Source organism: Lachnospiraceae bacterium JLR.KK008 (genome assembly GCA_037015955.1).
Lineage (GTDB): Bacteria > Bacillota > Clostridia > Lachnospirales > Lachnospiraceae > VSOB01.
Map to the genome: position 1 here is coordinate 1,292,912 of CP143548.1, position 26,355 is coordinate 1,319,266.

Genomic DNA, 26,355 nt, shown 5'->3' on the forward strand with positions numbered 1-26,355 from the left:
CCAGATTTGTGAAACATATTTCATTCAGCCATATTATATCACAAAACAGTTCAAATGGCGAAACTTAGTCCGGTTCGGAGATGCGGGTAACGCCTACATAAATATCGGAGATTTCGTACCAGGTGGCATAATCAATAACGCCTGTTTGTGGAAGGTCAAAAATTCCCTGGAAGATGCGCACGGAATCAGCGGTTCGCTGACCATAGATGCCGTCGGCGACGATCTTTGGAATGGCGGGATAGTTCTGGGCGATCCGATTGAGCTGTTCCTGCGCCTGCCGCACTTTGGGGCCGCTTGAGCCGATCGTCAGATTATACCCAGGCCAGGAAGAGGGAATGCCCGCTATTTCATCGGCAGTGTTGATATACATGTCGTTGCCGTAATAATAACGGATGATTTCAATCGGAGAGTAACCTTCATCTGCCAGGTATTTGGAACCCCATTGGCTCAAACCCGAACAGTCTACCCGTTTTCCATCGCAGTAGGAAGTAAAGATCGGCTGTCTGACGCCGGGCCGGGAGAGATAATTGGCAAAGATGTTGTCTACCAGCATGTCAATATTTTCAAAGATATTTCGCCCATGTATCCATTTCTGGTCATAGGCGGTGGAAGAAGTGATCGTAAAATCATAGCCCTGGTTTCGATACCATTCCGTATAGACACGGTTCATCGTGAAAGACATGATGACAAGGATATTGGCGTAGAGGGCAGCCTCGGGCCAGGTGGCATAGATTTCGCTGGATGCCACATTTTTGATATAGTCTTTGTACCGCACATAATAGTTCTGGGCGGTGGGATCTGACGGCACACCATCGTGGACGATAACATATTCCGGTATGACGACCCGGCTGAGAACGATTTCGCCGGATTCGTCCATCGGTTTGATCTCATCCTCCGGTATTTTGGGCGGATATTCGCCAAATAGAGTGTGGTCCGGAATGATGATGTCTTCTTCCGTCTCGCCTTCCTCGATCGGTGTCATGCGGATCGACTGTATGGCGGTGACATCCGGCAGTATTTCCGTGCCGGAGACAAGTACCGGCTCATAACCTTCTGCAGTCACGGTAATATTATATTCGGAATAGGGTTGTACGAGTTGTTCCGGCTCCAAACTGTATTCCAGATCGGGAGCTGAGAGCATGATTGGCGGTGTCTGACCGCTCTCGTCAGTTGTGAGTGTCATGAGCGGTGTCTGGGGATCGCCGGTGTATGATATGATAACAGTTGCATTTTCAATGGGGATCAGGCCAATGGTGGAGAGCACGGAAATGCGCAGACCACCTTCGAATGTTTCTCCCTCAGAAGGTTGTTGCGCTTTTGTCAGATAGTTGAAAGGCATAGAGATACCTCTGCATTTTTTGTTATACTATGCAGAGGTATGGAAAATGACATATAAAATAACAGATGAAATTATATTTATATATGATCCGGGTATCTGCTGCACTTTTTAGTCAAGGTTTAGTCGTTTTTCCATCATATGGAGCGTGATGATATAGAAAGCGATACCGGTAAACAGGCTGATAATCGACACAGTCAGCAGTGTACCATTGAGATAGGCCGCCAGGTCGAACTGCGTTGTGTTACGAATTGACAGCACTAGCTGCGGTGTCATCGCAAACGTAGTTATTGTCTGCAAGAGAAAATAGATGCCGACATAACATAAAATAGATCCCATCACTTTATGCTTTTGGAAAGTCTGGCCCAGTGATACCGCACAATAGACGGACAGGATGCCGCTGAGCTGGCCGATAATACTGGCGAGTACGTATAAAATAAAAACAGCAGGCAGTAAGAGACCGTAAGCCTCAGTACCGCTTTTGGTCAGCTCTTTTATTAAATAGAAGACAGACACAGAGGGATCTTCCGTAATCCTTGCCATCAACGGAAGGAGCAGCAGACAGACGCTGGCGCATACGAGAATGCCTGTGATACACATGCAGACGAAGTGCACAAGCAGCTTGGAGATGACGAGCTGCCGTTTTGTCACTGGCAGAGTGTGCATGAGATAACCTTCCTCTGTGTACAGATTCCGGTAAAAGCGGACTGCGATATAGATCGTCATGGCAAAGGAAACACCCATGATCGTTGCATAATAAAACAGGAACAGAAGAATAGTCATCACTATATGGTCATCGGTGTGGAAACCGCCGTTATAGGAGAGACTGTGCATGGCGATCATACCAAGGAATGTGACGGCGACGGTGAAAGCATTGATGATGAGCAGTGCTTTCCAGACAGCTTTCCATTCATATTTAATCAGATTTTTTAACATGTGAACACCTCCCTGAAATATGCGTCCAACGACTTCCCTTTTTCTTCCCGAATTCTTTCTGCCGGAGCATATAAAAATATACTGCCGTCGCGGATGAAAATCACATCGTCGAGTATGTTTTCGATGTCTGCGATCAGATGGGTGGAGATCAGAAGCGTTGCGTTTTCATGATAATTGGAAATTATCGTCCTTAAAATATAATCTCTGGCGGCAGGGTCAACGCCTGCGATTGGTTCATCAAGAATATAGAGCTGGGCGTTCCTGCTCATCACGAGAATGAGCTGCACTTTTTCTTTCGTCCCTTTCGACAGTGTTTTTAATCTGGCGGAAGGATCGATCTGCAGTGAATTCAGCATGTCATATGCTCTTTCCCTGGAAAAATCCGCATAAAAATCAGCAAAAAATTCGATGAGCTCTTTGACTCTCATGGAACTTTGCAGATAAGTGCGCTCCGGAAGATAAGAAATCACCGCCTTACTGCCTGTTCCAGGTGCTTGTCCATTTATGGTAAGACTGCCGCAGGTAGGGACTAACAGGCCATTGATCAGTTTGATCAGTGTTGACTTGCCACTGCCGTTTGGGCCCAGCAGACCAATGATACGTCCTCCGGGGATAGACAGGTTGATGTCACTGAGTGCAGGGGGTTTCTTTTTATCATATTGTTTTGTAAGGTGACTGATTTCTAATAAGTAACTCATGTTAAACTCCCTCCTTATGTTCCGATTCAAAAAAAGACAGAATCTCTTTTTTCTCATATCCAAGCTGCTGCATGTTGTGCAGGAAATGAGCCAGTAATTCTCTTGCCAGCTCCTGCCTGGTATGGCATATCCGGTCAGTGTCTTCGGTCACGAAACGTCCCGAGGTCCTCTGCGTCTGTATCAGCCCTTGCCGTTCCAGCTCCTGCAGAGCTTTCTGCATTGTGTTGGGATTGACGCCAGCCTCGGATGCCAGTTCTCGTACGCTGGGCAGTTTGCCGCCGCAAGGGTATCTGCCGGAAACGATCTGCATTTGGATCTGTTCCAATAGTTGTGCGTAGATCGGTCTGTCTGAATCCAGCTTCCACGCCATACATATATTCCTCCTCTTTGCCTTATGTATTATTGTATTAAGTGATTAATATAATAATACATAAGAAAAAAAGAGATGTCAACAAAAAGTTGAAATCTCTCATAATCTGAATAAGGGGATATGGGATGAAGATAATTGCTTTGCAGCCGGCTTACGCGAGGTATCGCACTGCGGCGGAGGGGGGGAGTATGTCGCTGTCGCGACCCGCCGCAGGCGGAGAATCCTGCTTTGCAGGATTCTTTTTTATTGTAATTTCTTTTCAGGAAACAAATTCCCGGATACAGGAGAGCAATCTCTCATTGTCATCCGGCTTCATGAAACAGAAGCGGAAATAGGTGTCATCCAAAAAAGGAAATGTGGAGCAGTTGCGGATCATCATGCCCCGGCGGATAGCCATGTCAAACAGCTCTGCGGCGGAGAGAGACTCCTTCAACAGACGCACGAGAACAAAGTTGGCGCAGGGAGGATAAACTTTCAGACCGTCTGTCACCGATAACTTTTGGAAGACATGCTGCCGCTGGCTGTCAATCAGTTCCCTCGTCCGGCGGATATAGTCCGTATCTGTAAACAGAAGCCGGCCGGCCGTCTCGGCGATACTGCTGACTGACCAGGGATTCTGCTTTCGCGCCGCGGATCTGATCAGAGTTTCATCTGCAGTGACGGCGTACCCAAGGCGCAGACCCGGAGAGGCGAAAAATTTGGAGACCCCTCTGAGAACGACGAGATTGTCATATTGTTCCGTCAGTGGGATGGCACTGGCAGCGTCCACGTCGCGGACAAATTCCATATAGGTTTCATCGACCATGACAAAAATATGACGCTGCCGGCACAGGTCGAGAATGGTGCGCAGACGGTCTGCGCCGATGAGAGTCGAGGTAGGATTATTCGGATTACAGAGAATGAACAAGTCGATCTCCGGCTGCAGAGCCTGCTTCAGTTTGTCTTCATTGAGAGCAAAGTCTGCGGACTCTTCCAGAGGAAAGTACGAACAGGTACCGCCGGAAAGACAGACTTCACGTTCATATTCCGAATAAGTTGGTCCGAGGATCAACGCCTTTTTCGGATCTTGTATCTGGATGACAAGAGAAATCAGTTCCGTGGAGCCGTTGCCGACGATGACACGGTCGCTCTCTGTTTTGCAGTAGGAGGCGATCGTTTCCCGCAGCTTTTGATAGGTTCTGTCCGGATAGGTGGTGATTACATCGAGCTGTGCGGACAGCCTTTCCTTAAACTGACGGGAGAGCCCGAGCGGATTTACATTGGCGCTGAAACTGACGATTTCTTCTTTGCGGATACCATAAAGGCTTTCGATCTTTTCCAGATCACTGCCATGGAATTGGTCTGATGGTTTTAACATTTCCTGCTCCATTCTTGAACTTATACTATAAATCATGCTATACTTATTATAATTCTATACGTAGAAAAGTCAAATGAGGAAGAGTGAGGGCGGCGTAATTGATGGACAGAAGAGAGAAGATCGCGGAAATGCTTGCAGCAAGATCTGTTTGCAGGGAAGGTTCCCTTTCTTTTTCATGCCCAAAAGTAGAATGCTGCGTGAAAGCAGGCCAGTCTGTGGAGGGGAGCTTTTGCATGACCGGGCGGGAAGACACCGTTCTGACAGGAACCGTTGTCACGGGTGATCTCCGTATGCACTGTCTGAAATCTGAGTTTACAGGCAATCCGTCTGAAGTTTTTTACCGGTTTGACAGTACGGGGCTGGAGGAACGGGAAGTCTGCACGGGTGAGTTTAAGATCGTCTCCAATCAGGGAGAATATACCCTTCCTTATGCGATAACCGTTCAGCCCGAACTGTTTGAGACTTCTCTCGGCCCGATGAAAAATCTCTTTCACTTTGCCAATCTGGCAAAGACTAACTGGAGAGAAGCTGTCGAGGTCTTTTACTCCCCTGGGTTTGAAACAGTACTTTCCGGTAATGACAGACAATATCTGAACGGATACCGGGCGCTCAGCGCACTGCCGAGGCAGGAACAGAAGGTGGAGGAATTTCTCATCTGGGTACGGAAGAAACAGCCGGTTGCCTATACTTGTGACCGGGACAGTGTCGTGATCTCCGCCTCGGAGGACATGATCCGTGAGGTCATTACCCTGACGAGAGACGGCTGGGGGCACACAAGACTTTTGGTGGAGACAAAAGGGCGGTTCCTGCAGGCGGAAAAAGATGTGCTGACAGACGACGATTTTCTTGGCGATCAGTGCCACTGCGGGCTGATTATATTCCGGGATGCACTTCACGGAGGCCGCAATTACGGAAAGGTACGGTTTTTTAATGAATATGTCTCTTTGGAAATCGCCGTGTGTGCAGAGCATAAGAAGAGAACGCCTGTCAGACGCAGGAAGGGCAAAAGACGGAAACTGCTGGAGTTTTACCAGCAATATCTTCAATACAGTGTAGGCAGGCTGTCCAAACAGGAGTGGCTGGCTTCCACAGAGGCTATTGTGTCAGGGATGAATTACTATGGCAAAGAAAATCCAGTCAAAGAATTGTTTCAGGCGCAGCTTCAACTGACAAAGGAACGGTATAAAGAAGCGAAATGGCTTCTCGACTATGCGGGAAATGTGATTGTACCGGAGGAAACAAGACCGGAGACAGTCTGTTATTATCTGTATCTGACGACACTGACGAGCAAAGACGGACATTATATCCGGGCGGTGACAGAGGAAATCCGGCGGATCTATCAGACTGATCCGACAAACTGGCAGGTCGCCTGGCTGCTTTTGTATCTGGATGAAGAGTGTGGAAAAAGTGTTTCCAGGAAATGGCTTTTTCTCGAACAACAGTTTGAAAGAGGGTGTCGCAGTCCGATCTGGTATATGGAGGCTGCGATGCTTGTCAGGAAGAATCCGGCACTTTTGATGAAGACAACGCCCTTTGTCATGCAGACGCTTAACTTCATGGCGAAATATGATTTTCTGACGGATGCCTGTATCGGGCAGGTGCATTATCTGGCTGACAGGCTGAAGCAGTATTCAGAGAGGATGTATGCCGTCCTGCAAGTCTGCTATGAAAAGAAGAAAGACGTGGAGACGCTGCGGGCTATCTGTACGCTTCTGATTAAGGGAAATAAGATCGGTCCGGCATATGCCGTCTGGTATCGAAAAGGGATCGAATGTGAACTGTGGATCACCAGATTGTATGAACACTATATTCTTTCTGTTGATCTGCAAAAGAAAGAGAGCATACCGGCGGCCGCGCTCCGCTATTTTTCATACCGCAGTGAGCTGCCGTATGAGCGGATGGCCTATCTGTATGCGTATGTGATGCGCAGACGGGATAAATATCCTGATCTGTACCGGGCGTATTTCCCGGACATGGAGAGGTTTTTGACGGAACAGCTGGAAAAGAGACGGATGAACCAGGACATCGCATTTGTATTCCATGAGATGATACAGGAGGGAATGGTCTCCGAAGAACTGCTTGGCAGATATGCGGACCGGCTGTTCTACCATGAGATCCGGGTGGAGGCATCCGACATCTGCCGGGTCATCGTTGTCTATGGAAAGCTGAGAAATGAGACGATATGGCCGGTGAGCGACGGTGTGGCCTATGTGCCTCTCTATGACAGAGATTTCTGCCTGATCTTTGAGAAAGAGTCCGGAAGCCGTTTTATTTATGAGATCCCATATGAGGATCAGACACTTTTTTATCCGGAAGAAATGCTGTCCGACATCATTCCCGACAATGCGGGTCTGTTTGTGGAGGAGGTCGGCGTTGCGCTCTATCAGTGCGAGCATGGAAAGTGCTATACGGTCGTGGACAAAGGAAATGTGCGCTATGCCCAGCGGCTTTGGAGCAGTGGGCAGATCCGGGAAGCATACAGGGATGAGCTGGGGATGAAGCTGCTCCAGTATTTTTACCAGCAGGATCAGCCTGAGGAGATGGATCAATATCTGACAGGGCTACATCCCAATCGTATGAACGCGAGAGAACGGTCGGAGACCGTACGCTATCTGCTCTCGCGGGGCCTGTATGATACCGCTTATGAATGGATTGTCAGGTATGGGGCGGAGAAGGTGAAGCCAAAAGTGATCGCCCGTCTGTGCAGCAGGCTGCTGCCGCGGTACGATTACATGGAAGCGGAAAACCTGACGATACTGGCGCATATGGCATTCCAGAGAGGGAAATATGACGAAGATATTCTGTGTTATCTCAGCAGATACTTCCGGGGAACCGTGCGGGAGCTTTGGGAACTCTGGTACGCCTGTGACCAGTTTGACACAGGAAGTTATGAGCTCTGTGAGAGACTGCTTCTGCAGATGCTTTTTGCCGGCGAATATATCGCGGAGGAGGCAGAGGTCTACAGGAAATATCTGGAAGGCAGCGCGGATGAGAAATTGGCCGATGCCTGCCTTGCACACTTTGCCTGGCAGTATTTTATGTATGATCAGGAACTGGCGCCTTTTATCTGGAGAGAATTAACGCGTAAGAGTCGCAACGGAGAGCAGCAGGATGAGATCTGCGAGCTTGCACTCTTAAAATATTTTGCCGGGAAGAGCGGTCTGGAAGATGAGGAACGGCAGATGGTGCAGGAGTTCATGGACGATCTGATCCTGAAGAGAGGAATCGTCTTCCCGTTTTTCCGAAAATTTGCGGACATGATTCCGGCGATGGACTGTTACATGGATAAAACGTTTCTCGAATACCGCTCAGAGACAGAAAACCCGGTCATCCTTCACTATATGCGCAAGTCCCGGGATAAGAGCGGGGAATACCGGATGGAAGAACTGAAAAACTGTTATGCCGGTATTTATGTCAGGAGTTTCCAGCTCTTTGCGGGCGAGGTCGTACAGTATTATATTACCGAGAAAAAGGGAGAAAAGGAAAAGCTGGTGGAAAGCGGCACTTTGGGCGGAGACGGAGAAGCGGACAGGTCAGAGGTGGGACGTTTTGGGATGATCAATCATTTGATCGACGATGCTTTGCATGGCAGGGAAGAAAAGGCCAGGAAGATACTGGGGCAATATTATGAGACGGAGTTTTCTGCCGGAAAATTGTTTACACTTTTGTAATGCGGATAAAAGGCGATCAGAATGTTTTTGGATAAAGAGACTTTTACAGGAAAGAAAAATAAGATCATTGTCGGATATGATCTGGGAGACCAATGGTCTCAGATCAGCTTCTGCCATTTTGACGGGGAGGAACCGAGGACATTATCGGTGGTGGCCGGGGAAGAGCAGTATGATTTTCCGACCGTTTTATGCCGCCGCAGGGAAGTTGATCAGTGGGTCTGCGGAAAGGAAGCGGTGAAGCTGGCGGCGGAAGGCCGGGGGATGGCGGTGGAACACCTGCTGACACTGGCGAGAGATGGCAGTGAAGTGGAGGTAGGGGAAGAAAAGCTCGATCCGGTTGCTTTGCTGGCACTGTTTATAAAGCGGAGTCTGTCGCTTCTGGGCATGAATGCGCTCACTCAGCAGATCGATCTGATGATGATCACGGTGGAGGAACTGGACAGACGTACGATAGAAGTGCTGAGTCAGGCAGTATCACTCATGCAGCTTTCCGCAGAGCAGATCAGTTTTCAGAGCTATGCGGAGAGCTTTTATCATTACATGCTTCATCAGCCGAGGGAACTCTGGCTGGGAGAGGCGTTTGTCTGTGACTATGAGAATGCAGGGATGAAGACGTATCGCCTGGAGTGCAATAAACGGACGACGCCTGTCGTCGCCTATGTGGAAGACCGGGAGTATCCACAGATGCAGGACGACGACGGGATGCTGCTGAATATTCTTGAAGAAAACTGCGGCGAGAGAACGGTCTCTTCCGCCTATCTGATTGGCAGAGGATTTGAGGGAGACTGGTATCAACAGTCTCTCCGCTATCTGTGCCGGGGCAGGCGGGTTTTCAAAGGCAATAATCTGTACAGCAAAGGGGCCTGTTTTGGCGCAAGAGCAAAGGTGATTCCGGATGAGACGGAAAAGCAGTATGTATTTCTCGGCAAAGATAAGCTGCAGGCTAATGTGGGTATGGGGGCGCTGCGCAGGGGCGAGGACTCTTACTATGCGCTTTTACATGCGGGGACCAACTGGTTTGAGGCGCAGAAGCAGTGCGAGTTTTATCTTGAGAGCGGCAATTCCTTTTCTATCCGTGTTATTTCTCTGACAGGGAAGGAAAGTAAGGAGATCGAGATCATATTGAACGATCTGCCGGTTCGCAGTGAACGCGCGACACGGATCAGGATGCTGATCACTATGGAGTCGGGAGAGGATGTGTCGGTGACGATGGAGGATCTGGGCTTTGGAGAGATCTATCCTGCGACTCATAAGATCTGGCAGGAGCATTTCAAGATCTGAGCAGTGAAAGTATGGGTGAGGAGAGGCGATGGGCAGAGTAATTCTTTGCATGGGTAATGTGGCAAAAACACCATATCTGATCAGGAAAGCCGACATTTCGGTGTATACAGTGGAGGAACTCTGTTATTGCATCCGGGAAAATACTTTTCTGATGGACGAAGATATGGTGTGCAGGGAACTGGTAGACTGGCTGCGTCAGGAATGCGGGTTGTCCGAACTGGCGGATTCCCTGCGCGGGTATCTGCGGGGCAGGCCGTCTGTCAGCAGTTTTCTGACAGAAATTATGGAGTATGCTGGCTTCTATCCAAGGGAAGAGATCAGACGAATCCGGCAGTTTCTGGAAGCAGAGGCCTGGCAGAGCGAGTATGAGCGTCAGAAAAACGCGGCAGACTATCTGGCAGGCAACGGGAAATACGAGCTTGCGATGATGCGGTACCATGAACTGCTGCAGGATATTCCGCAGGAAGAAATTCTCCTGCGTGCCAGAATCGTCCACAACATGGGATATGTGAGCAGTCAGTTATTTCTGTTTGACAGAGCGGCGAAGTTTTTTTACAATGCTTATGAGCTGTCAGGAGAGGGTGAGAGCTTTCTGCAGTTTCTGGCAGCCAGACGGATGCAGCTCGATGAAAAGTCATATGTGGACTTTATTGCAGGGCTTTCGGAAGACTGCTACGGGATAACAATGGAACTGGAAAAGCGGGTGGAACAGGTCGCACAGGAGTGGCAGCAGAGCGGTCAGGCAAAGGAGCTTGGGTGGCTGGAAGAGCAAAGCGGCGACGGACACTGCCTGGAGCTGTTAGAGGACGCTGCCGGCCAGATGAAAGAAAAATATCGCAGTATGATAAGAGAGAAATAGGATGGGATGGATTAATAAAATATTTCAGAAAAAAGTATTTCAAAAACCATTATTTCAGAAATGGTTTGGCAAAACCAGAAAAGATAACTACGGGGAAGAGACGGAAGATAATTCAGAATCCCCTGTTCTTTGCCGCGACAATATAGATTTGCATGATCGGAGTCAGAGACAGCGTTATGTGCACAGTTGTCTGGAACAGATGAAAGACGCACAGACGCAGATCGGGCATCTGACGAAAGAGTACAGCATGGTTACTTCCTATCTGACAGACATGGAAGAGATCGAGGCGCTGCCTCCTTCTGAAAAAAAAGCGCTCGCTGCCGTGGCGGATAAGATCAGTGGATACGAGAGCGAAAAGAACGTCTACGAGAGAGGGGAAAACCGAATGCCGGAAGCGGACTTTTCCCGGATCGAACAGATGGAACAGGAAGTGGAGGAAGGCATCGGGAAGCTGCGTTCAGCGGAAGAGTATCAGGAAAAGATCCGTCAGGACATGCGCAGGCTCGGCGGAGAACGCCATGCCTACCAGTACCGGAAACATGATCTGAAAAATACAATGGAAAATATGCGGGGCATGATGATCATTATCAGTTTCGCCTTTATCACCTGCATGGTGATCTTGTTTCTCCTGCAGGCGCTGCTGGAGATGGACATCGGAATCGGGTATATTCTGACGGCTGCGGTCACGGCGTTTGCAGTCTTTCTCATCTATATGAAATATACGGAGGCGGCAAAAGAAAAAAAGCAGGTGGAGAGGGCCATTAACCGGCTGATCCTTTTACAGAACCGGGTGAAGATCCGTTATGTGAATAATACAAATCTTCTGGAATATCTGTACGTTAAATATACGGTGGCATCCTCGGAAGAGCTGGCCCGGCTCTGGGAACAGTATGAGAAAGAAAAAGAAGAGCGGCGGAAATTCCGCGAACTGTATGTGGAGCTTGACTATCAGCGCAAGGAACTGCTGCAGATTCTTCGCCGTTTCCAGGTAAAAGACCCTGAAGTGTGGCTGTACCAGACACAGGCAATCACGGACCACAGTGAGATGGTGGAGATTCGCCATAAGCTGATCCAGCGCCGTCAGAAACTGCGGAAACAGATGGAATATAACGAAGGTCTTGCGGAGAGTGCGCAGGCAGAAGTCAGGGCGCTGGCAGAGGAATTTCCTGCCTTTGCGCCGGAGATCATGGAGCTTGTCTCTCAGTATGAGGAAACCGAGGCGTCGTGAACCGGCGTTCGTTACAGCCTTGAGGCAGACTGTTCCTTCCGGCATCTGCTTTCTTTCTGTTGACAGCGGCACTTTATCGTGGTAGTATACAGAAGTACGTTGTTTCCCGCACAGGGAGACAGGGAGAAGGAGGAAAAGTTATGAAAAAATTAGTTTCGATCGTATGTATGCTTTCGATAACGGCAACGATGCTGGTGGCCTGTGGGAACAGTGACAATGCGGGAGCTGAGCAGCCGGCAGAGACTGAGGCTCCGGCGCAGGACAGCAGCTTACAGGAAGATGCTGCGGAGACGGAAGGCGCGTCTGTGGCAGGAGGGCGGACGACCTTTACGGTAGGATTTGACGCAGAATTTCCGCCGTATGGCTATAAGGATGACTCCGGAGAGTATGTGGGCTTTGACCTTGATCTTGCCCGTGCCGTATGTGAGAAGAATGGCTGGGAATTTGTGGCACAGCCGATCGACTGGGATGCGAAAGACATGGAGTTATCTTCCGGTTCTATCGACTGCATCTGGAATGGCTTTACAATGAACGGACGTGAGGAGGACTACACATGGAGCGTGCCTTATATTGATAACAGCCAGGTATTTGTCGTTCCGGCGGAAGGCGGCATTGCCTCCAAAGCGGATCTGGCAGGCAAGATTGTCGGTGTGCAGAAAGATTCTTCCGCGCTGGCAGCGCTCACCGATGAAGAGAATCAGGAAAATCTGGATCTGGCCGCTTCTTTTGCCAATCTGGTAGAATATGCGGATTACAATACGGCCTTTATGGATCTGGAGCAGGGCGCAATCGAAGCCCTGGCGATTGATATTGGTGTTGCCAACTATCAGATCGAGTCGCGAGGCGATGGTTTCGTCATGCTGGATGAAGCTCTTGCCACGGAACAGTATGGGATCGGCTTCCTCAAAGGCAACAGCGAATTAAAAGATACGGTGGAACAGTCTTTGCTGGAGCTGTATGAAGAAGGCGTTGTCGCAGAGACAGCAGAGAAATACGGTATCGACAGTTCCATGATCTGCCTGGGGAAATAAAAGTCAACATATGGTAAGGGATGAAAGGGGAATCCTTCATCCCTTATTGGCTATACAGACATAAATATTAAGAGAAACAGAAGAGATAGAAGTGACTTTATTCTGGAGGAAATACAATGAATTTCACATTGATGGTTGCACAATTAGGGGAAGGAATGGTAATTACGGCAGAGATCTTTTTTCTGACATTGTTGTTTTCCCTGCCGCTGGGACTGGTCATTGCTTTTGGCAGAATGTCCAGACATTTCTCTCTGCGGACGCTTACAAAACTATACATATCCGTCATGCGGGGGACGCCGCTGATGCTTCAGCTGATCGTCGTGTATTTCTCTCCGTACTATGTGTTTGGCATGAAAATTTCTGCTTCGTACCGTTTTACGGCGGTGATTCTGGCATTTGCCCTGAATTATGCCGCATACTTTGCTGAAATCTACAGAGGCGGTATTGAATCCATGCCCATCGGGCAGTATGAGGCCGCACAGGTGCTCGGCTACAGCAAAGTGCAGACGTTCTGTAAGATCATTCTTCCTCAGGTCATCAAGAGGATTCTGCCTTCGATCACAAATGAGACGATCACACTTGTCAAAGACACCTCGCTGGCATTTGTGCTGGCAGTTGTGGAGATGTTTACGGCGGCCAAGCAGATTGCTGCCAAGGAGACAACGATAATCCCGCTGATGGCAGCAGGCGTATTTTATTACATATTTAATCTTGTGGTAGCTGCCTTTATGGAGCATCTGGAAAAGAAACTTGGCTATTACAGATAGACAGATAGGAGGAAGAAGATGAAATATCTGGAGATCAAACATTTAAAAAAGACCTTTGGCGCTCTGCAGGTGCTGAAGGATATTTCCCTGTCTGTAGAGGAAGGGGAGGTGGTGTCAGTCATCGGACCTTCCGGTTCCGGAAAGTCGACACTGCTGCGCTGTGCCACGATGCTGGAACGCATGGACGGCGGCAGTCTTTCTTACATGGGGGAGGCAGCGGCCTGGGAGGAAAACGGCAAATGTGTCTATGCGCCGAAGAATGAACTGAAACGGATTCGCAAAAACTACGGGCTGGTATTTCAGAGCTTCCATCTCTTTCCCCATTACAATGTGCTGAAAAATATTACAGATGCGCCAATCAGTGTAGATCATGTATCAAAGGCGGAGGCGGAGACGCGTGCTGAGAAGCTATTGCTTCAGCTTGGATTGGAAGATAAGAAGGAGGCCTATCCTTTTCAGCTTTCCGGCGGACAGCAGCAGAGAGTATCCATTGCCCGTGCGCTCGCTCTGCAGCCGAAAATACTGTTTTTTGATGAACCGACGTCCGCACTCGATCCGGAACTGACCGGGGAAGTGCTGAAGGTCATCAAGGAGCTGGCGAAAGAGCAGATGACGATGATTATTGTCACGCACGAGATGCAGTTTGCCAGAGAATTGTCTGACCGGATCATTTTTATGGAGGAAGGCGTGATCCGCCAGCAGGGCACACCGGAAGAGCTGTTTGGCAATCCGGATGAACGTGTAAAAGAGTTTATCGGGAAATTTCAGGCGTGAGAGGAGGATTCAGACTTTGCTCCCCTGCCCGGTCAGGGGGCGTTAATCAGTTAAATCAGCAGCTCCAAATCAGAATCAATTTTGAGAATATTTTAGGGGTACGTAGCAAATTATTTCAGGAGGTATGAATTACATGTATTCATTTTTAAAGGAACTGTTGTCAGGCAAGACGTTATATATTTTTGGCGCCGGGCAGCGAGGGGAACGTATTTATTCAATGTTAGAAAGCTGTGGTATGTCTGTCAGGGCATTTATTGATAACAGTATTGAGAAACAGGGACATAAAGTGTGCAATAAAGAATGTCTCAGTCTCGACGAGTTTATCGGTGAGGGGGGGGGCGGCGGACAGAGCCGTTATAGTTTCACCCCGTGATCATGATTCCATATTGGAACAGCTAAAAAAATGTAATGTTGAAAACGTTTATGACGGCGAAGAAATAATCAAAAATTATTTTTTCATTCCGATCGTCAAAGAGAAGGAAGACTATAATAATGTGCGCCCGTTTAATTATTATGAGTCTCCATATCCAGATATTCGTGAGATTCATGAAAAAGAAGACGAAATATTTGATGACTCAAGGGAAGTACTGGGAATTGATTTTAATATAGACCGTCAGTTTGAATTGCTTGAAAAGATGAAACAGATTGATGCAATAGAATGGGGGATACAGAAACAACCTGAATACAGGTATTATTATGGAAATTCCTGTTTTGGCAGGGGTAGTGCAGATGTTTTGCATTATATGATGCGTATTTTAAAACCGAATAAGATTATCGAAGTAGGTTCTGGTTTTTCGACATCAGTTATGCTGGATACGAATAATAATTGTCTGAAAGACAGCATAGAAATTAAATCGATCGAGCCGGATACAAAGCGGTTGAGATCTTTATTGAGAGAGCATGACAATCTGGAAATTCATGAATGCTGCCTGCAGGATATTTCGCTTGATTTTTTCGGGCAGTTGAAAGAAAATGATATATTATTTATTGATTCTTCACATGTGTCCAGAATTAACAGTGATGTCAACTATTATTTATTCGAGATATTTCCGCGTCTTAACAAAGGTGTGTACATACATTTTCATGATATGTTTTATCCGTTTATCTATCCTAAACAGTGGATTTATGAAGGGCGCGCATATAACGAACTATATCTGCTAAGAGCGTTTCTGATGAACAATAACGCATTTTCAGTACAGTTTTTCGGAGAACTGTTAATGAAGAAGTATCCGGAAAAGCTGAATGAAAAGTTACAGGATATTTCAGGAAGTTTGTGGATTAGAAAGGATTGCTGATTAAGCTGGAAAATCAAACTTAATACTTAAGGGAATGTTTCTTTACCTGAGAAAAGTGTTGTCAACTATGGAATAATATGTTATATTTATACTATATATTAGAAATTAAAAAAAGGAGGGATGATTATGGATATTCCGGCATTATCGATGGCGCTTTCACAGACGAAAACAATGGGCGATATCGGGACAGCGGTACTTGGAAAGGCACTGGACACTGCCCGTGAGTCAGGCGCTGCAATGGCAGAGCTGATTGATACCGCGGCTATGGAGCTCTCTGTAAACCCTCATATCGGCGCGAACTTTGATGTGAGCGTATAAAGATTATTGGCTGGAAACCGTAGAGACGGTACGAGCAGTCAGGGAAAATTGGATACTATTTTAATATCTTCAGGGTCGGGTTCATTTCCCAGCCGGTGGTACAGCCCACGAGCCGCAAGGCATGATTCGGTGCAATTCCGAAGCCGACAGTAAAGTCTGGATGGAAGAAGATAAAAATGCAGCGCAGTGTTATCTGTGCTGTATGTGTTGTAATGGATGGACTCTGGAATGGAAACATTTCAGAGTCTTTATGTTTACGCACATACAGGGCAGGTGTGATACCGCTGTATTCAAGTCAGACAGTCCTGGAGATTCCGGGGCTGTTTTTTACCATATAGGAAAGTTCTCCGAATTTCCCATATGGTAAAAAAATGATTATCGCACTGCGGCGGAGGGGGAATATGTCGCTGTCGCGACCCGCCGCAGGCGGAAAATCCTGCCTTGCAGGATTCTTTTTTATTACTGGAAATTTTACTGGATTTGCGCAGATGTGATTTTTTAATTACGAGGTGATGGTATGACTATGACAGAAGACATGTATTTTATGAAGCGGGCCCTTGCGCTGGCTGAGCGGGGCGCCGGAAAAGTGAATCCCAATCCGCTGGTTGGGGCGGTAATCGTTAAAGACGGCACGATCATTGGCGAAGGGTGGCATGGGCAGTTTGGCGGGCCGCACGCGGAGCGACAGGCTTTTGCGGCATGTTCGGAGTCGGCGGAGGGGGCCGTTCTCTATGTGACGCTGGAGCCGTGCTGTCATTATGGGAAAACACCGCCTTGTACCGATGCGATCATCGAGCATAAGATCCGCAGGGTGGTCGTAGGTTCTCCGGACCCCAATCCTCTTGTGGCGGGAAAAGGGATTTGTATCCTGCGCGATGCAGGCATCGAGGTGACGGAAGGAGTGCTGCGGGAGGAATGCGATGCCGTCAATGCCGTGTTCTTTCATTATATCGCGCACAAGATGCCCTATGTGACGATGAAATATGCGATGACAATGGACGGGAAGACTGCGACATATGCGGGGCATTCCAAATGGATCACTGCCCCTCCGGCCAGAGTGCGGGTACATGAGGACAGGAACAGAAATATGGCGATCATGGCCGGAATGGGAACCGTTCTGGCGGATGATCCACTGTTAAACTGCCGGCTCCCAGGTTCCAGACAGCCTGTCCGTCTGATCTGTGATACGCATCTGCGCACTCCGCTGAAGTCAAAAGTAGTACAGACGGCAGACAGACAGCAGACATGGATCTTTACGTGCTGCCGGAGGCCGGAGAAATGGGCGGCATATGTGGAAAGCGGCTGCCGGATCTGGAATGTTCCGGAGAAAGACGGACATGTGGACCTGCGGAGAATGATGCGGCAGCTTGCAGACGCGGGGGTGGACAGTGTGTATCTGGAGGGCGGCGCTTTGCTGAATGCCTCTGCGCTACAGGAAGGGATCGTGCAGGCAGTGCACTGCTATGTGGCGCCAAAGCTATTCGGAGGGACGGAAGCCGGCGTGCCAGTCGCCGGCGGGGGCGTGGAGTTTCCGCAGGAGGCGTATGGTCTGGAGATCCGGGAGATCCGTCGTTATGGGGAAGACATTCTCATCGAGAGCGTTGTGCGGAAAGGGGAGTGACAGCGTGTTTACGGGAATCATTGAGGAGATTGGTTCCATACGGAAGATAACGAGAGGCAGATCGTCGGGCAGTCTGACGATCGGGGCCAGAGAAATCATGTCCGATGTGAAGATCGGGGACAGCATTGCGGTGAACGGCATCTGTCTGACTGTGACAGGGTGTGGGGAGGACAGTTTCACGGCAGATGCGATGCATGAGACATTTGACAGGAGCTGCATCGGAAGTTTTCGGGCAGGGACCAGAGTCAATCTGGAGCGGGCGATGCCGGCGCAGGGGCGTTTTGGCGGTCATATTGTAGCCGGTCATATTGATGGCACCGGGAAGATACGAAAGATTCACAGAGATGAAAATGCAGTCTGGTATGAGATCACGGCTCCGGAACAGATCAGGCGCTATATCGTGGAAAAAGGTTCCGTGGCGATTGACGGAATCAGTCTTACCGTTGCCAGAACCGGCCGTGACAGCTTTTCGGTGTCGGTGATTCCCCATACGGAGATAGTGACGACGATGGGCGACCGGCGGGAAGGCGACATGGTAAATGTGGAAACGGACTGTATTGGTAAATATGTGGAGAAACTGCTGGCAGGGCGGAGCGCTGACAGTCATGTGACAAAGGAACTGCTGTTGCAAAACGGGTTTTTGTAAAAATAACCGGAAAAGGAGAGGGAACGATGAGTGGATTTGGGACGATTCCGCAGGCATTGGAGGAATTGAGAAGCGGTCACATCATTATGGTGACAGACGATGAGGATCGCGAGAACGAAGGAGATTTTATCTGTGCGGCGCAATTTGCCGACTGTGCCAATGTGAACTTTATGGCGGTGTATGGAAAAGGTCTAATCTGTATGCCGATGAGTGAAAGTTACTGTAATAAGCTGATGTTTCCGCAGATGGTGGCAGAGAATGGGGACAATCATGAGACTGCGTTTACGGTGTCTGTCGACTATGTGGGGACGACGACGGGTATATCAGCGAAGGAGCGGAGCATGACGGCGATGCGATGCGTGGCGGAAGACGCGAGACCGGAAGACTTCCGCAGGCCGGGCCATATGTTTCCCCTGCGGGCTAAAAAACACGGGGTATTGGAGCGGCCGGGCCATACGGAAGCGACGGTGGATTTTATGCGTCTCGCCGGATTGAAGGAATGCGGCCTTTGCTGTGAGATCATGCGGGAAGACGGGACAATGATGCGGACGCCGGAGCTGCTGGAACTGGCAGAGCGTCACGGGATTGTCTGCGTGACGATCAAGGCGCTGCAGGAATACAGGAAGCGCACGGAAAAGCTGGTGAGCAGGGAGGCGGTGACGAAACTGCCAACCAAATATGGTGATTTTACGGCCTACGCCTACGTGAACAGGCTAAATGGAGAGCATCATGTCGCGCTCGTAAAAGGAGAGATTGGCGATGGAGAAGATATGCTTTGCCGTGTTCATTCCGAATGTCTGACAGGTGATGCCTTCGGCTCAGCCAGGTGTGACTGTGGGCAGCAGCTTGAGGCGGCAATGAAAGAGATCGAAGCGCAGGGCAGAGGAATTCTGCTGTATATGCGTCAGGAGGGCAGAGGGATCGGACTTGTCAATAAGCTCAAAGCCTATGCGCTGCAGGATCAGGGAATGGATACGCTGGAGGCCAATCTGGCGCTCGGATTTGCGGGCGACGAGAGAGAATACTATATTGGCGCGCAGATTTTGCGTGATCTGGGTGCGAGGTCGCTGCGTCTGCTGACGAACAATCCGGACAAGATTTATGAGCTTTCGGACTATGGCATGGAGATCAAAGAGCGGATTCCCATTCAGATCGAGGCAGGCAGTTACAATCAGTTTTATCTGCGGACCAAACAACTGAAAATGGGACACATGGTGAACTATGAGGCGATTTGAGCCAGGAGGTCAGAGATGACAGCAGCCGGGAATTGGCAGGTACAATCTACAGTAAGGATGCTGTCTGTGACAGATTGAACATAGACAGAGAACTGCCGGGAAGCGGCAGAAAACAGAGAAAATCGGAGGTTTGAGAGATGAGAAGAGTAGAAGGTAACATGACGGCAAAAGGGATGCGGATGGGCATTGTCGCGGCACGGTTTAACGAGTTTATCACTTCAAAACTGGTGGAGGGTGCGTTAGATATACTGCGCAGACATGAGGTGGCGGAGGAGGATATTGTGACAGCGCTCGTGCCGGGAGCTTTTGAGATACCGGTCGTCGCCAAAAAGATGGCGGAGAGCGGAAAGTATGACGCTATCATCTGTCTGGGCGCTGTGATCAGAGGTTCGACTTCCCATTATGACTATGTGTGCAACGAAGTGTCCAAAGGGATTGCACAGGTGTCAATGGCCAGCGGTATCCCTGTGATGTTCGGGGTACTGACAACGGAAAATATCGAACAGGCCATCGAGCGTGCCGGGACAAAGGCGGGCAACAAGGGCGCCGAGTGTGCAAGCGGCGCGATCGAGATGGTCAATCTGCTGCGAGCGCTGGAGAAGTAAGTAAAATATTTAACCCGATAGTTGTAGGAAACCGTGGATATCGTGTATACTAACCTATAGAAATCAGAGGTAAGGAAGGGAGAAATGATGCGGATAGGAATGGGATATGATGTCCACAGACTGGTAGAAGGAAGAAAGCTGATTCTTGGTGGGGTGGAGATTCCTTATGAAAAGGGGCTGCTTGGACATTCGGATGCGGATGTGCTGCTCCATGCGATTATGGATGCACTGCTCGGTGCGGCGGCGCTGGGAGATATTGGCAAACATTTTCCGGACACGGATGACGCTTATCGAGGAATTTCCAGTATCAAGCTGCTTGAAAAAGTGGGGGAACTGCTGGAGGACAACTGCTTTTTTATAGAGAATATTGATGCAACGATCATTGCACAGGCGCCGAAGATGCGTCCGCATATCGATGTGATGCGGGAAAACATCGCAAAGGCGCTAGGCATTGAGGCCGGACAGGTCAATGTGAAGGCGACGACAGAAGAAGGGCTCGGTTTTACGGGGAGCGGAGAGGGCATTTCCTCTCAGGCAGTCTGCCTGTTGACCAGTCCGGCTCATTTTTATGACATTGATGTCACAAAAGAGAAAGAGAAAGCCTGCGGCGGCTGTAAAGGTTGCCCGAGAGCGCAGGAAGCGTGACAGAGGAAGGTGAGAGATGGAACAGGTGGTAAAACTGACGACAGCGGAAGCGCTTGCGGTGAAGCAGATGTGGTCGGAAATATTTTTTGAGGATTCGCAGACGTTTACGGACTACTATTTTGCGGAGAAGATGAAAGACAATATCGGATATGGGGTGACGTCTGACAATGCGCTGCGTGCGATGCTGTTCCTGACGCCTTATACGGGGAGAATTTACGCACCGGACAGGGAAGGCCGTCTGTTTCAGGATGTGCCGCTGTATTATATTGTGGGCGTGGGCACACAGAAGGAATACCGTCATCGGGGCTATATGGACAGGCTTCTGCGCCACTGTCTGCATGATATGTATGAGTCCGGGCGGCCATTTACGTTTCTGATGCCTGCGGACCCGGCGATCTATACGCCCTATCAGTTTCGTTATATCTATGACAGGCCGGTATTTCATGTTGTCTGGAGAGGGGAGAACAGGGGCTCTGTCATGGAGGCGGGGGAGGAAGAAGCGCTGGCCCGGTTTGCGGGGGAGCAGCTGGAAGCGCGGTATCATTTTTATTTAAAGAGAGATGCTTCCTATTATAGAAGGCAGAAAAAAGAGAGTCTGGCGCAAGGCGGCGACATCTATCTGTGGAAGAGACAGGGAGAGATTGCCGGTTTTTATCTGTATGCAAAAGAAAACGGGAAGGAAGAGATTCAGGAGGCTATTGTGTCCAAGGAGCTTGCCGCGCAGGATGCGCTGCAGATTTCCGATCAGACCCGTCCTGTCATCATGGCGCGGATCACCAATGCGGCGGCTATGCTCTCTCTTATGCGGCTGAAAGGGCAGCAGGGGCAAACGGTCACGGTCACGCTGAAGTTGTCAGACCCGCTGATCCGTGAGAACAATGGTACTTTTCTCTGGACAGTGGGGGAAAAAGAAAGTACAATAGCTTTATTGGAAAAAAACAGTAAGGCGGAAGTGTCTGTGCGGATCGATGCGCTCACTGAGTTTATCTTCGGAAGAAAAAGCAGTGAAGAATGCTTTGACGATATGGAGCTGGACTGTCAGAGGAATGGGCCGCAGGGCGGTGTGTATGAGCGGCTGTCGAAGATACGGACGTTGTCGCGGTCTTTTATCAATGAGATTGTATAGAGAGGATCTGGCATTGACCCGGACAGGCCGGCGTGCATATTGTGATAGAGAGCATATTCGGCCGCAGGAATGCCGCAGACGGTCTGGGCCGCAGGGGTTTAGGAGATGGCATTATGGGATTTATCAGGCGGGTTCGTGAGGAAATACGGATTATCAGGGAGAGAGATCCGGCGATCCATTCTGCGATGGAAGTATTTTTGTATCCCAGTTTTAAAGTGATGATCCATTATCGGATCGCACATAAGCTATATGAAAATGGTCATTATTTTCTGGCGAGGTGGATCTCGCAGAGAGGCGTGCGCAAGACAGGGATCGAGATTCATCCGGGGGCCGAGATCGGCGAAGGATTCTTTATCGATCATGGAAATGGGGTTATTATCGGGGAGACGACGATCATCGGCCGGAATGTCACACTGTATCAGGGCGTGACACTGGGTGGAACGGGAAAGGAACACGGCAAGCGTCATCCGACGATCGAAGACAATGTGATGATCAGTGCCGGTGCGAAAATATTGGGTTCCTTTACGATCGGCGCCAACTCCAAGATCGGCGCCGGGAGCGTGGTGCTGCATGAAGTGCCGCCGAATTCCACGGTCGTGGGTGTGCCGGGAAGAGTTGTAAAGCGGAACAATACGGCGCTTCCGCGGGAAGAGCTGAACCAGACGGATCTGCCTGATCCTGTCCGGGAAGATATTCAAAATCTGCAGAAATCCAACAGCGTTCTCACAAACCGTCTGCTGGAGCTGGAGGAGAGATTAAAAGAACTGCAGAAAAAGCAGTAAAGAAAAGCGGTAAGGGAGAAAAAGATGAAAATTTATAATACGCTGTCAGGGAAAAAAGAGGAGTTCATTCCCATTGAACCGGGGAAGGTGCGCATGTATGTGTGCGGTCCCACGGTATACAATCTGATCCATATCGGCAATGCCAGGCCAATGATCGTGTTTGACACGGCGCGCCGCTATATGGAATACAGAGGCTACGAAGTGAATTTTGTGAGCAATTTTACCGATGTGGACGATAAGATCATTAAAAAGGCGATCGAAGAGGGTGTGGAGGCATCGGTGATCTCCCAGCGATATATTGCGGAGTGCAAGAAGGACATGGCGGCCATGAATGTCCGTCCGGCGACGACGCATCCGCTGGCGACGGAAGAAATCTGCGGGATGCTGGAGATGATCCGTACACTGATTGACAAGGGCCATGCCTATCTGGCAGCGGACGGAACCGTTTATTTCCGCACGAGAAGTTTTAAGGAATACGGAAAACTTTCCCATAAGAATCTGGATGATCTGCGGGGCGGCAATCGCTCGCTCCTTGTGTCAGGGGAAGACCAGAAAGAAGATCCTCTCGATTTCGTTCTCTGGAAACCGAAAAAAGAGGGAGAACCGTATTGGGAGTCCGACTGGTGCCAGGGACGGCCGGGCTGGCATATCGAGTGTTCCGTTATGAGCAGGCGGTATCTGGGGGAGGAGATCGATATTCATGCGGGCGGCGAAGATCTGATATTCCCGCATCATGAGAATGAGATCGCACAGTCCGAGGCGGCAAATGGCAGGACATTTGCCAGATATTGGATGCACAACGGCTTTTTGAATATTGATAATAAAAAAATGTCCAAGTCTCTCGGCAATTTCTTTACGGTGAGAGACATAGCGGAAAAATATGATCTGCAGGTACTGCGGTTCTTTATGCTGTCGGCACATTACAGAAGTCCGCTTAATTTCAGCGCGGAACTGATGGAAGCGGCGGCAAATGGTCTGGAGCGGATCATCACCAGCGTGGAGAACTTGAAATTCCTGCTCGGAAACGCAAAGAAGGAAGAGGCGGATGCGCAGGAAGAGGCATTTCTGCGGGAGGCAGACGGCTTCCGGATGAAATTCGAGGAGGCGATGGATGACGACATCAATACGGCGGACGCGCTTTCGGCAGTGTTTGAACTTGTGAAGTTTGTCAATACGAAAGTGAACGAAACCAGTTCCGGCGCCTTTCTTTCAGGACTTTTGTCAGAGATCCGCACATTGACGGGCGTGCTGGGGCTGATCGTTGACAAAAAAGAGGAGATGCTTGACGCCGACATCGAGGCGATGATTGAAGCGCGGCAGGCGGCGAGAAAAGCGAAAGATTTTGCCAGGGCTGACGCGATCCGCGGCGAACTGCTGGAAAAGGGCATTATATTGGAGGACACAAGAGAAGGCGTAAAATGGAAGAGGGCGTAAGCGGGCTGATTAAAATCAGGCGTGCGTTGGTCCGGGAAGAGAGAGAAATTGATATTCGCACTTTTTCCCCGCTGACGCTCGCTTATATCGGCGATGCCGTCTATGATCTGATCATCCGTACGGTCGTTGTGGAGCGGGGGAACAAGGCGGCCAACCTGCTTCACCGTGAGACGGTGAAGTATGTCAAAGCCGGAGCGCAGGCACAGATGGTAGAAGCGATGCAGGAGGATCTGACAGAAGAGGAACTGGCCGTGTACAGGCGGGGACGAAATGCCAAATCCCATACGACGGCAAAGAATGCGTCGATCGAAGATTACCGGAAGGCGACAGGACTGGAAGCGCTGATCGGGTACCTCTACCTGGAGGACCGGTTCGACCGGGTATTGGAGCTTGTGAGACTGGGGCTGGAAAAGGCAGGGAAAGAACTATGAGTAATGAGACATTTGAGAATGAGACGTCTGTGATAGAAGGGCGCAATGCAGTCATCGAGGCGTTTCGCAGCGGCAGGACGATAGACAAGCTGTACATACTGGACGGCTGTCAGGACGGTCCGGTGATGACGATCAGACGGGAGGCGAAAAAGCAGGACACACTGATCCGCTATGTCGACCGGGAACGGCTGGATCAGCTCTCGCAGACGGGAAAGCATCAGGGGGTCATTGCCTGCGCAGCGGCGTATACCTATGCGGAGGTGGAAGATATGCTGCAGGCGGCGCGGGAAAAAGGAGAGCCGCCTTTTTTGTTTTTGCTGGACAATATTGAAGACCCGCATAATCTGGGCGCGATCATTCGTACCGCCAATCTGGCGGGAGCCCATGGGGTGATCATTCCCAGAAACAGAGCGGTCGGACTGACTCCCACCGTGGCGAGGACTTCCGCCGGGGCTCTGAACTATACGCCGGTGGCGAAGGTGACGAACCTTGCCAAGACGATTGAAAGCCTGAAAAAAGAAGGCCTTTGGTTCGTCTGCGCGGATATGAATGGCACTGTCATGTATGATCTGGATCTGAAGGGCCCGATCGGGCTTGTAATTGGCAGCGAGGGACAGGGCGTGGGACGGCTCGTAAAGGAAAGCTGTGATCTCACTGCGGCCATTCCCATGAAGGGCAATATTGATTCCCTGAATGCGTCTGTGGCGGCCGGTGTGCTTGCCTATGAAATTGTGCGCCAGAGGATGCAGTAAATGGAAAAAGATTATGCGGGGATCAGTGATGAGGAATTGATTGTGCGGCTGCGTGACGGCGAGGTGGAGATCACGGATTTTCTGATGGACAAATATAAAAACCTTGTCAAAAGCAAGGCAAAGTCGATGTATATCCTTGGCGCGGACGGTGAAGACCTGATTCAGGAAGGGATGATCGGGCTTTTTAAGGCGCTGCGGGATTATGACATTGGCAGAGACGCCAGTTTTCTCACTTTTGCCGACCTGTGTATATCCAGACAGATGTATACGGCCGTGCAGGCTTCCAGGCGGAAGAAACATAAGCCTCTGAACACATATATTTCCCTCTACAGCGATGTGCGGGAGCGGGGCGAGAATGGCGGCGAGGAGACGGAGCTTGTCAATGTGCTCAGTTCGCTATCGGACAAGAGCCCGGAAGAGGCGTGGATCGACAAGGAGAGTGTGGAGCTCCTGGAAAAGACGATAGAAAAAGAGCTGAGCAATTTTGAAAAACAGGTGTTCGATCTCTATCTCACAGGTATGGGCTATGTGCAGATCGCAAAAGTGCTTGGCAGAGACGACAAGTCCACGGACAACGCCCTCCAGCGTATTAAGAGCAAACTGAGACGGGCGATCGGGAGATAAAAGGGGCGACATGATACCGCAGATGCGATCGATCAGAATAAAGTGTGGAAAATGATGCCGGATTTGAGAAGCATTATTGACAAACGGACGATTATTGCATATACTGAAATATATTAAAAAATTTTGATGTGAGAGGAGATTGCATGGGCATTTATCAGGAAAACGCAAAAATCTTTAAGGCCTTGTGTGACCCCAAGCGCCTTGCCATTTTGGAACAACTGCGAAGTGGTGAAAAATGTGCCTGTGTACTGCAAGAACCAATGGATTTGACTCAATCCGGCCTGTCCTATCATATGAAAATTCTATGTGATTCCGGGCTTGTTTTAAGCTGTCAGGAGGGGAAATGGACGCATTACCGTTTGAGCGATAGTGGCAGAGAGAGAGCGGTAAAGTTGTTGCTTGCCATAACAACGCCAGATGCAGATTAAAAGGGCGGATGCCTTTTATGTGATAGAGAAACGCCATCAAAATAAGATGGTGTTTCTTTTGAAACAAAACATCAAATTTTTTTGATGTGATATATAAAGAATTGA

At 49.5% G+C, this 26,355-nt stretch carries 28 protein-coding genes and 1 riboswitch; of the genes, 23 read left to right on the forward strand and 5 right to left on the reverse strand.

Annotated elements, in window-relative coordinates; translation table 11 throughout:
* Window positions 1–64: 64 nt before the first annotated feature.
* The 5 genes from V1224_06490 to cobD form a co-directional block, all read right to left on the reverse strand.
* On the reverse strand, window positions 65–1,339 hold the full coding sequence (locus tag V1224_06490) for a peptidoglycan-binding protein (GenBank protein ID WWR17074.1): 1,275 nt from the start codon (window positions 1,337–1,339) through the stop codon (window positions 65–67).
* Window positions 1,340–1,447: 108 nt separating this feature from the next.
* A complete protein-coding gene (locus V1224_06495; GenBank protein WWR17075.1) occupies window positions 1,448–2,272 on the reverse strand; it encodes a hypothetical protein in 825 nt (274 codons plus the stop codon).
* A complete protein-coding gene (locus V1224_06500) occupies window positions 2,266–2,970 on the reverse strand; it encodes an ABC transporter ATP-binding protein (GenBank protein WWR17076.1) in 705 nt (234 codons plus the stop codon). Before V1224_06500 ends, V1224_06495 begins: the two co-directional genes overlap by 7 nt.
* A gap of 1 nt (window position 2,971) precedes the next feature.
* Window positions 2,972–3,340 carry a GntR family transcriptional regulator gene (locus tag V1224_06505; protein WWR17077.1) on the reverse strand — a complete coding sequence of 123 codons (369 nt, stop codon included), beginning with the start codon at window positions 3,338–3,340 and terminating at the stop codon, window positions 2,972–2,974.
* 259 nt (window positions 3,341–3,599) lie between these two features.
* The gene (gene cobD, locus V1224_06510; GenBank protein WWR17078.1) at window positions 3,600–4,697 is read right to left on the reverse strand and encodes a threonine-phosphate decarboxylase CobD; all 1,098 of its coding nucleotides are present in this window, start codon (window positions 4,695–4,697) and stop codon (window positions 3,600–3,602) included.
* Window positions 4,698–4,798: 101 nt separating this feature from the next.
* Between cobD and V1224_06515 the strand changes: the two genes are divergently transcribed.
* The 23 genes from V1224_06515 to V1224_06625 all read left to right on the forward strand — a co-directional run bounded on the left by V1224_06515 (window position 4,799) and on the right by V1224_06625 (window position 26,250).
* Window positions 4,799–8,368: a DUF5717 family protein gene (locus V1224_06515; protein WWR17079.1), complete on the forward strand. Its 3,570-nt coding sequence runs from the start codon at window positions 4,799–4,801 to the stop codon at window positions 8,366–8,368.
* Between the two features lie 21 nt (window positions 8,369–8,389).
* Window positions 8,390–9,649 carry a DUF5716 family protein gene (locus tag V1224_06520; GenBank protein ID WWR17080.1) on the forward strand — a complete coding sequence of 420 codons (1,260 nt, stop codon included), beginning with the start codon at window positions 8,390–8,392 and terminating at the stop codon, window positions 9,647–9,649.
* A 28-nt stretch (window positions 9,650–9,677) separates the two neighbouring features.
* Window positions 9,678–10,508: a hypothetical protein gene (locus V1224_06525; protein ID WWR17081.1), complete on the forward strand. Its 831-nt coding sequence runs from the start codon at window positions 9,678–9,680 to the stop codon at window positions 10,506–10,508.
* Between the two features lies 1 nt (window position 10,509).
* Window positions 10,510–11,736, forward strand: coding sequence for a hypothetical protein (locus tag V1224_06530; protein ID WWR17082.1), 1,227 nt, complete (start codon window positions 10,510–10,512; stop codon window positions 11,734–11,736).
* A 140-nt stretch (window positions 11,737–11,876) separates the two neighbouring features.
* Window positions 11,877–12,767 (forward strand): amino acid ABC transporter substrate-binding protein, encoded by an 891-nt coding sequence (locus tag V1224_06535; protein WWR17083.1) that lies wholly within the window; start codon window positions 11,877–11,879, stop codon window positions 12,765–12,767.
* A 116-nt stretch (window positions 12,768–12,883) separates the two neighbouring features.
* Entirely contained in the window at window positions 12,884–13,534 is a 651-nt protein-coding gene (locus V1224_06540) for an amino acid ABC transporter permease (GenBank protein ID WWR17084.1), read from the forward strand.
* Window positions 13,535–13,552: 18 nt separating this feature from the next.
* Window positions 13,553–14,308, forward strand: a complete 756-nt coding sequence (locus V1224_06545; protein ID WWR17085.1) for an amino acid ABC transporter ATP-binding protein — start codon at window positions 13,553–13,555, stop codon at window positions 14,306–14,308.
* A gap of 133 nt (window positions 14,309–14,441) precedes the next feature.
* The gene (locus V1224_06550; protein WWR17086.1) at window positions 14,442–14,681 is read left to right on the forward strand and encodes a hypothetical protein; all 240 of its coding nucleotides are present in this window, start codon (window positions 14,442–14,444) and stop codon (window positions 14,679–14,681) included.
* Between the two features lie 13 nt (window positions 14,682–14,694).
* Window positions 14,695–15,603: a class I SAM-dependent methyltransferase gene (locus V1224_06555; GenBank protein WWR17087.1), complete on the forward strand. Its 909-nt coding sequence runs from the start codon at window positions 14,695–14,697 to the stop codon at window positions 15,601–15,603.
* A 126-nt stretch (window positions 15,604–15,729) separates the two neighbouring features.
* Window positions 15,730–15,921, forward strand: a complete 192-nt coding sequence (locus V1224_06560; GenBank protein WWR17088.1) for a YjfB family protein — start codon at window positions 15,730–15,732, stop codon at window positions 15,919–15,921.
* 61 nt (window positions 15,922–15,982) lie between these two features.
* Window positions 15,983–16,097: riboswitch (FMN riboswitch) on the forward strand.
* A 341-nt stretch (window positions 16,098–16,438) separates the two neighbouring features.
* A complete protein-coding gene (gene ribD, locus V1224_06565) occupies window positions 16,439–17,542 on the forward strand; it encodes a bifunctional diaminohydroxyphosphoribosylaminopyrimidine deaminase/5-amino-6-(5-phosphoribosylamino)uracil reductase RibD (GenBank protein WWR17089.1) in 1,104 nt (367 codons plus the stop codon).
* Between the two features lie 4 nt (window positions 17,543–17,546).
* Window positions 17,547–18,188 carry a riboflavin synthase gene (locus tag V1224_06570; GenBank protein WWR17433.1) on the forward strand — a complete coding sequence of 214 codons (642 nt, stop codon included), beginning with the start codon at window positions 17,547–17,549 and terminating at the stop codon, window positions 18,186–18,188.
* A 26-nt stretch (window positions 18,189–18,214) separates the two neighbouring features.
* On the forward strand, window positions 18,215–19,423 hold the full coding sequence (locus V1224_06575) for a bifunctional 3,4-dihydroxy-2-butanone-4-phosphate synthase/GTP cyclohydrolase II (protein ID WWR17090.1): 1,209 nt from the start codon (window positions 18,215–18,217) through the stop codon (window positions 19,421–19,423).
* Complete coding sequence (locus V1224_06580) at window positions 19,420–19,557, forward strand: hypothetical protein (GenBank protein ID WWR17091.1); 138 nt, start codon at window positions 19,420–19,422, stop codon at window positions 19,555–19,557. The genes V1224_06575 and V1224_06580 overlap by 4 nt, the downstream gene beginning before the upstream one ends.
* A 3-nt stretch (window positions 19,558–19,560) precedes the next feature.
* Window positions 19,561–20,028 carry a 6,7-dimethyl-8-ribityllumazine synthase gene (ribE, locus tag V1224_06585; GenBank protein WWR17092.1) on the forward strand — a complete coding sequence of 156 codons (468 nt, stop codon included), beginning with the start codon at window positions 19,561–19,563 and terminating at the stop codon, window positions 20,026–20,028.
* An 87-nt stretch (window positions 20,029–20,115) separates the two neighbouring features.
* The gene (gene ispF / locus V1224_06590) at window positions 20,116–20,673 is read left to right on the forward strand and encodes a 2-C-methyl-D-erythritol 2,4-cyclodiphosphate synthase (GenBank protein ID WWR17434.1); all 558 of its coding nucleotides are present in this window, start codon (window positions 20,116–20,118) and stop codon (window positions 20,671–20,673) included.
* 16 nt (window positions 20,674–20,689) lie between these two features.
* Window positions 20,690–21,799: a GNAT family N-acetyltransferase gene (locus V1224_06595; GenBank protein ID WWR17093.1), complete on the forward strand. Its 1,110-nt coding sequence runs from the start codon at window positions 20,690–20,692 to the stop codon at window positions 21,797–21,799.
* Between the two features lie 113 nt (window positions 21,800–21,912).
* Window positions 21,913–22,581, forward strand: a complete 669-nt coding sequence (gene epsC / locus V1224_06600) for a serine O-acetyltransferase EpsC (protein ID WWR17094.1) — start codon at window positions 21,913–21,915, stop codon at window positions 22,579–22,581.
* Window positions 22,582–22,605: 24 nt separating this feature from the next.
* Complete coding sequence (gene cysS / locus V1224_06605) at window positions 22,606–24,015, forward strand: cysteine--tRNA ligase (GenBank protein WWR17095.1); 1,410 nt, start codon at window positions 22,606–22,608, stop codon at window positions 24,013–24,015.
* Window positions 24,000–24,446 (forward strand): ribonuclease III domain-containing protein, encoded by a 447-nt coding sequence (locus tag V1224_06610; protein ID WWR17096.1) that lies wholly within the window; start codon window positions 24,000–24,002, stop codon window positions 24,444–24,446. Before cysS ends, V1224_06610 begins: the two co-directional genes overlap by 16 nt.
* Window positions 24,443–25,198, forward strand: coding sequence for a 23S rRNA (guanosine(2251)-2'-O)-methyltransferase RlmB (gene rlmB, locus V1224_06615; protein ID WWR17097.1), 756 nt, complete (start codon window positions 24,443–24,445; stop codon window positions 25,196–25,198). The genes V1224_06610 and rlmB overlap by 4 nt, the downstream gene beginning before the upstream one ends.
* On the forward strand, window positions 25,199–25,822 hold the full coding sequence (locus tag V1224_06620) for a sigma-70 family RNA polymerase sigma factor (protein ID WWR17098.1): 624 nt from the start codon (window positions 25,199–25,201) through the stop codon (window positions 25,820–25,822).
* 143 nt (window positions 25,823–25,965) lie between these two features.
* Entirely contained in the window at window positions 25,966–26,250 is a 285-nt protein-coding gene (locus V1224_06625) for a metalloregulator ArsR/SmtB family transcription factor (protein WWR17099.1), read from the forward strand.
* Window positions 26,251–26,355: the final 105 nt, after the last annotated feature.

Coding starts and splice junctions, on each gene's coding strand:
- V1224_06575 (WWR17090.1), top strand. CDS start 18,215: ATGAGTGGATTTGGGACGATTCCGCAGGCATTGGAGGAATTGAGAAGC.
- ribD (WWR17089.1), top strand. CDS start 16,439: ATGACTATGACAGAAGACATGTATTTTATGAAGCGGGCCCTTGCGCTG.
- V1224_06550 (WWR17086.1), top strand. CDS start 14,442: ATGTATTCATTTTTAAAGGAACTGTTGTCAGGCAAGACGTTATATATT.
- V1224_06495 (WWR17075.1), bottom strand. CDS start 2,272: ATGTTAAAAAATCTGATTAAATATGAATGGAAAGCTGTCTGGAAAGCA.
- V1224_06535 (WWR17083.1), top strand. CDS start 11,877: ATGAAAAAATTAGTTTCGATCGTATGTATGCTTTCGATAACGGCAACG.
- V1224_06490 (WWR17074.1), bottom strand. CDS start 1,339: ATGCCTTTCAACTATCTGACAAAAGCGCAACAACCTTCTGAGGGAGAA.
- V1224_06625 (WWR17099.1), top strand. CDS start 25,966: ATGGGCATTTATCAGGAAAACGCAAAAATCTTTAAGGCCTTGTGTGAC.
- cysS (WWR17095.1), top strand. CDS start 22,606: ATGAAAATTTATAATACGCTGTCAGGGAAAAAAGAGGAGTTCATTCCC.
- cobD (WWR17078.1), bottom strand. CDS start 4,697: ATGTTAAAACCATCAGACCAATTCCATGGCAGTGATCTGGAAAAGATC.
- epsC (WWR17094.1), top strand. CDS start 21,913: ATGGGATTTATCAGGCGGGTTCGTGAGGAAATACGGATTATCAGGGAG.
- rlmB (WWR17097.1), top strand. CDS start 24,443: ATGAGTAATGAGACATTTGAGAATGAGACGTCTGTGATAGAAGGGCGC.
- V1224_06560 (WWR17088.1), top strand. CDS start 15,730: ATGGATATTCCGGCATTATCGATGGCGCTTTCACAGACGAAAACAATG.
- V1224_06505 (WWR17077.1), bottom strand. CDS start 3,340: ATGGCGTGGAAGCTGGATTCAGACAGACCGATCTACGCACAACTATTG.
- V1224_06525 (WWR17081.1), top strand. CDS start 9,678: ATGGGCAGAGTAATTCTTTGCATGGGTAATGTGGCAAAAACACCATAT.
- ispF (WWR17434.1), top strand. CDS start 20,116: ATGCGGATAGGAATGGGATATGATGTCCACAGACTGGTAGAAGGAAGA.
- V1224_06515 (WWR17079.1), top strand. CDS start 4,799: ATGGACAGAAGAGAGAAGATCGCGGAAATGCTTGCAGCAAGATCTGTT.
- V1224_06545 (WWR17085.1), top strand. CDS start 13,553: ATGAAATATCTGGAGATCAAACATTTAAAAAAGACCTTTGGCGCTCTG.
- V1224_06500 (WWR17076.1), bottom strand. CDS start 2,970: ATGAGTTACTTATTAGAAATCAGTCACCTTACAAAACAATATGATAAA.
- V1224_06540 (WWR17084.1), top strand. CDS start 12,884: ATGAATTTCACATTGATGGTTGCACAATTAGGGGAAGGAATGGTAATT.
- V1224_06530 (WWR17082.1), top strand. CDS start 10,510: ATGGGATGGATTAATAAAATATTTCAGAAAAAAGTATTTCAAAAACCA.
- ribE (WWR17092.1), top strand. CDS start 19,561: ATGAGAAGAGTAGAAGGTAACATGACGGCAAAAGGGATGCGGATGGGC.
- V1224_06620 (WWR17098.1), top strand. CDS start 25,199: ATGGAAAAAGATTATGCGGGGATCAGTGATGAGGAATTGATTGTGCGG.
- V1224_06595 (WWR17093.1), top strand. CDS start 20,690: ATGGAACAGGTGGTAAAACTGACGACAGCGGAAGCGCTTGCGGTGAAG.
- V1224_06520 (WWR17080.1), top strand. CDS start 8,390: ATGTTTTTGGATAAAGAGACTTTTACAGGAAAGAAAAATAAGATCATT.
- V1224_06610 (WWR17096.1), top strand. CDS start 24,000: ATGGAAGAGGGCGTAAGCGGGCTGATTAAAATCAGGCGTGCGTTGGTC.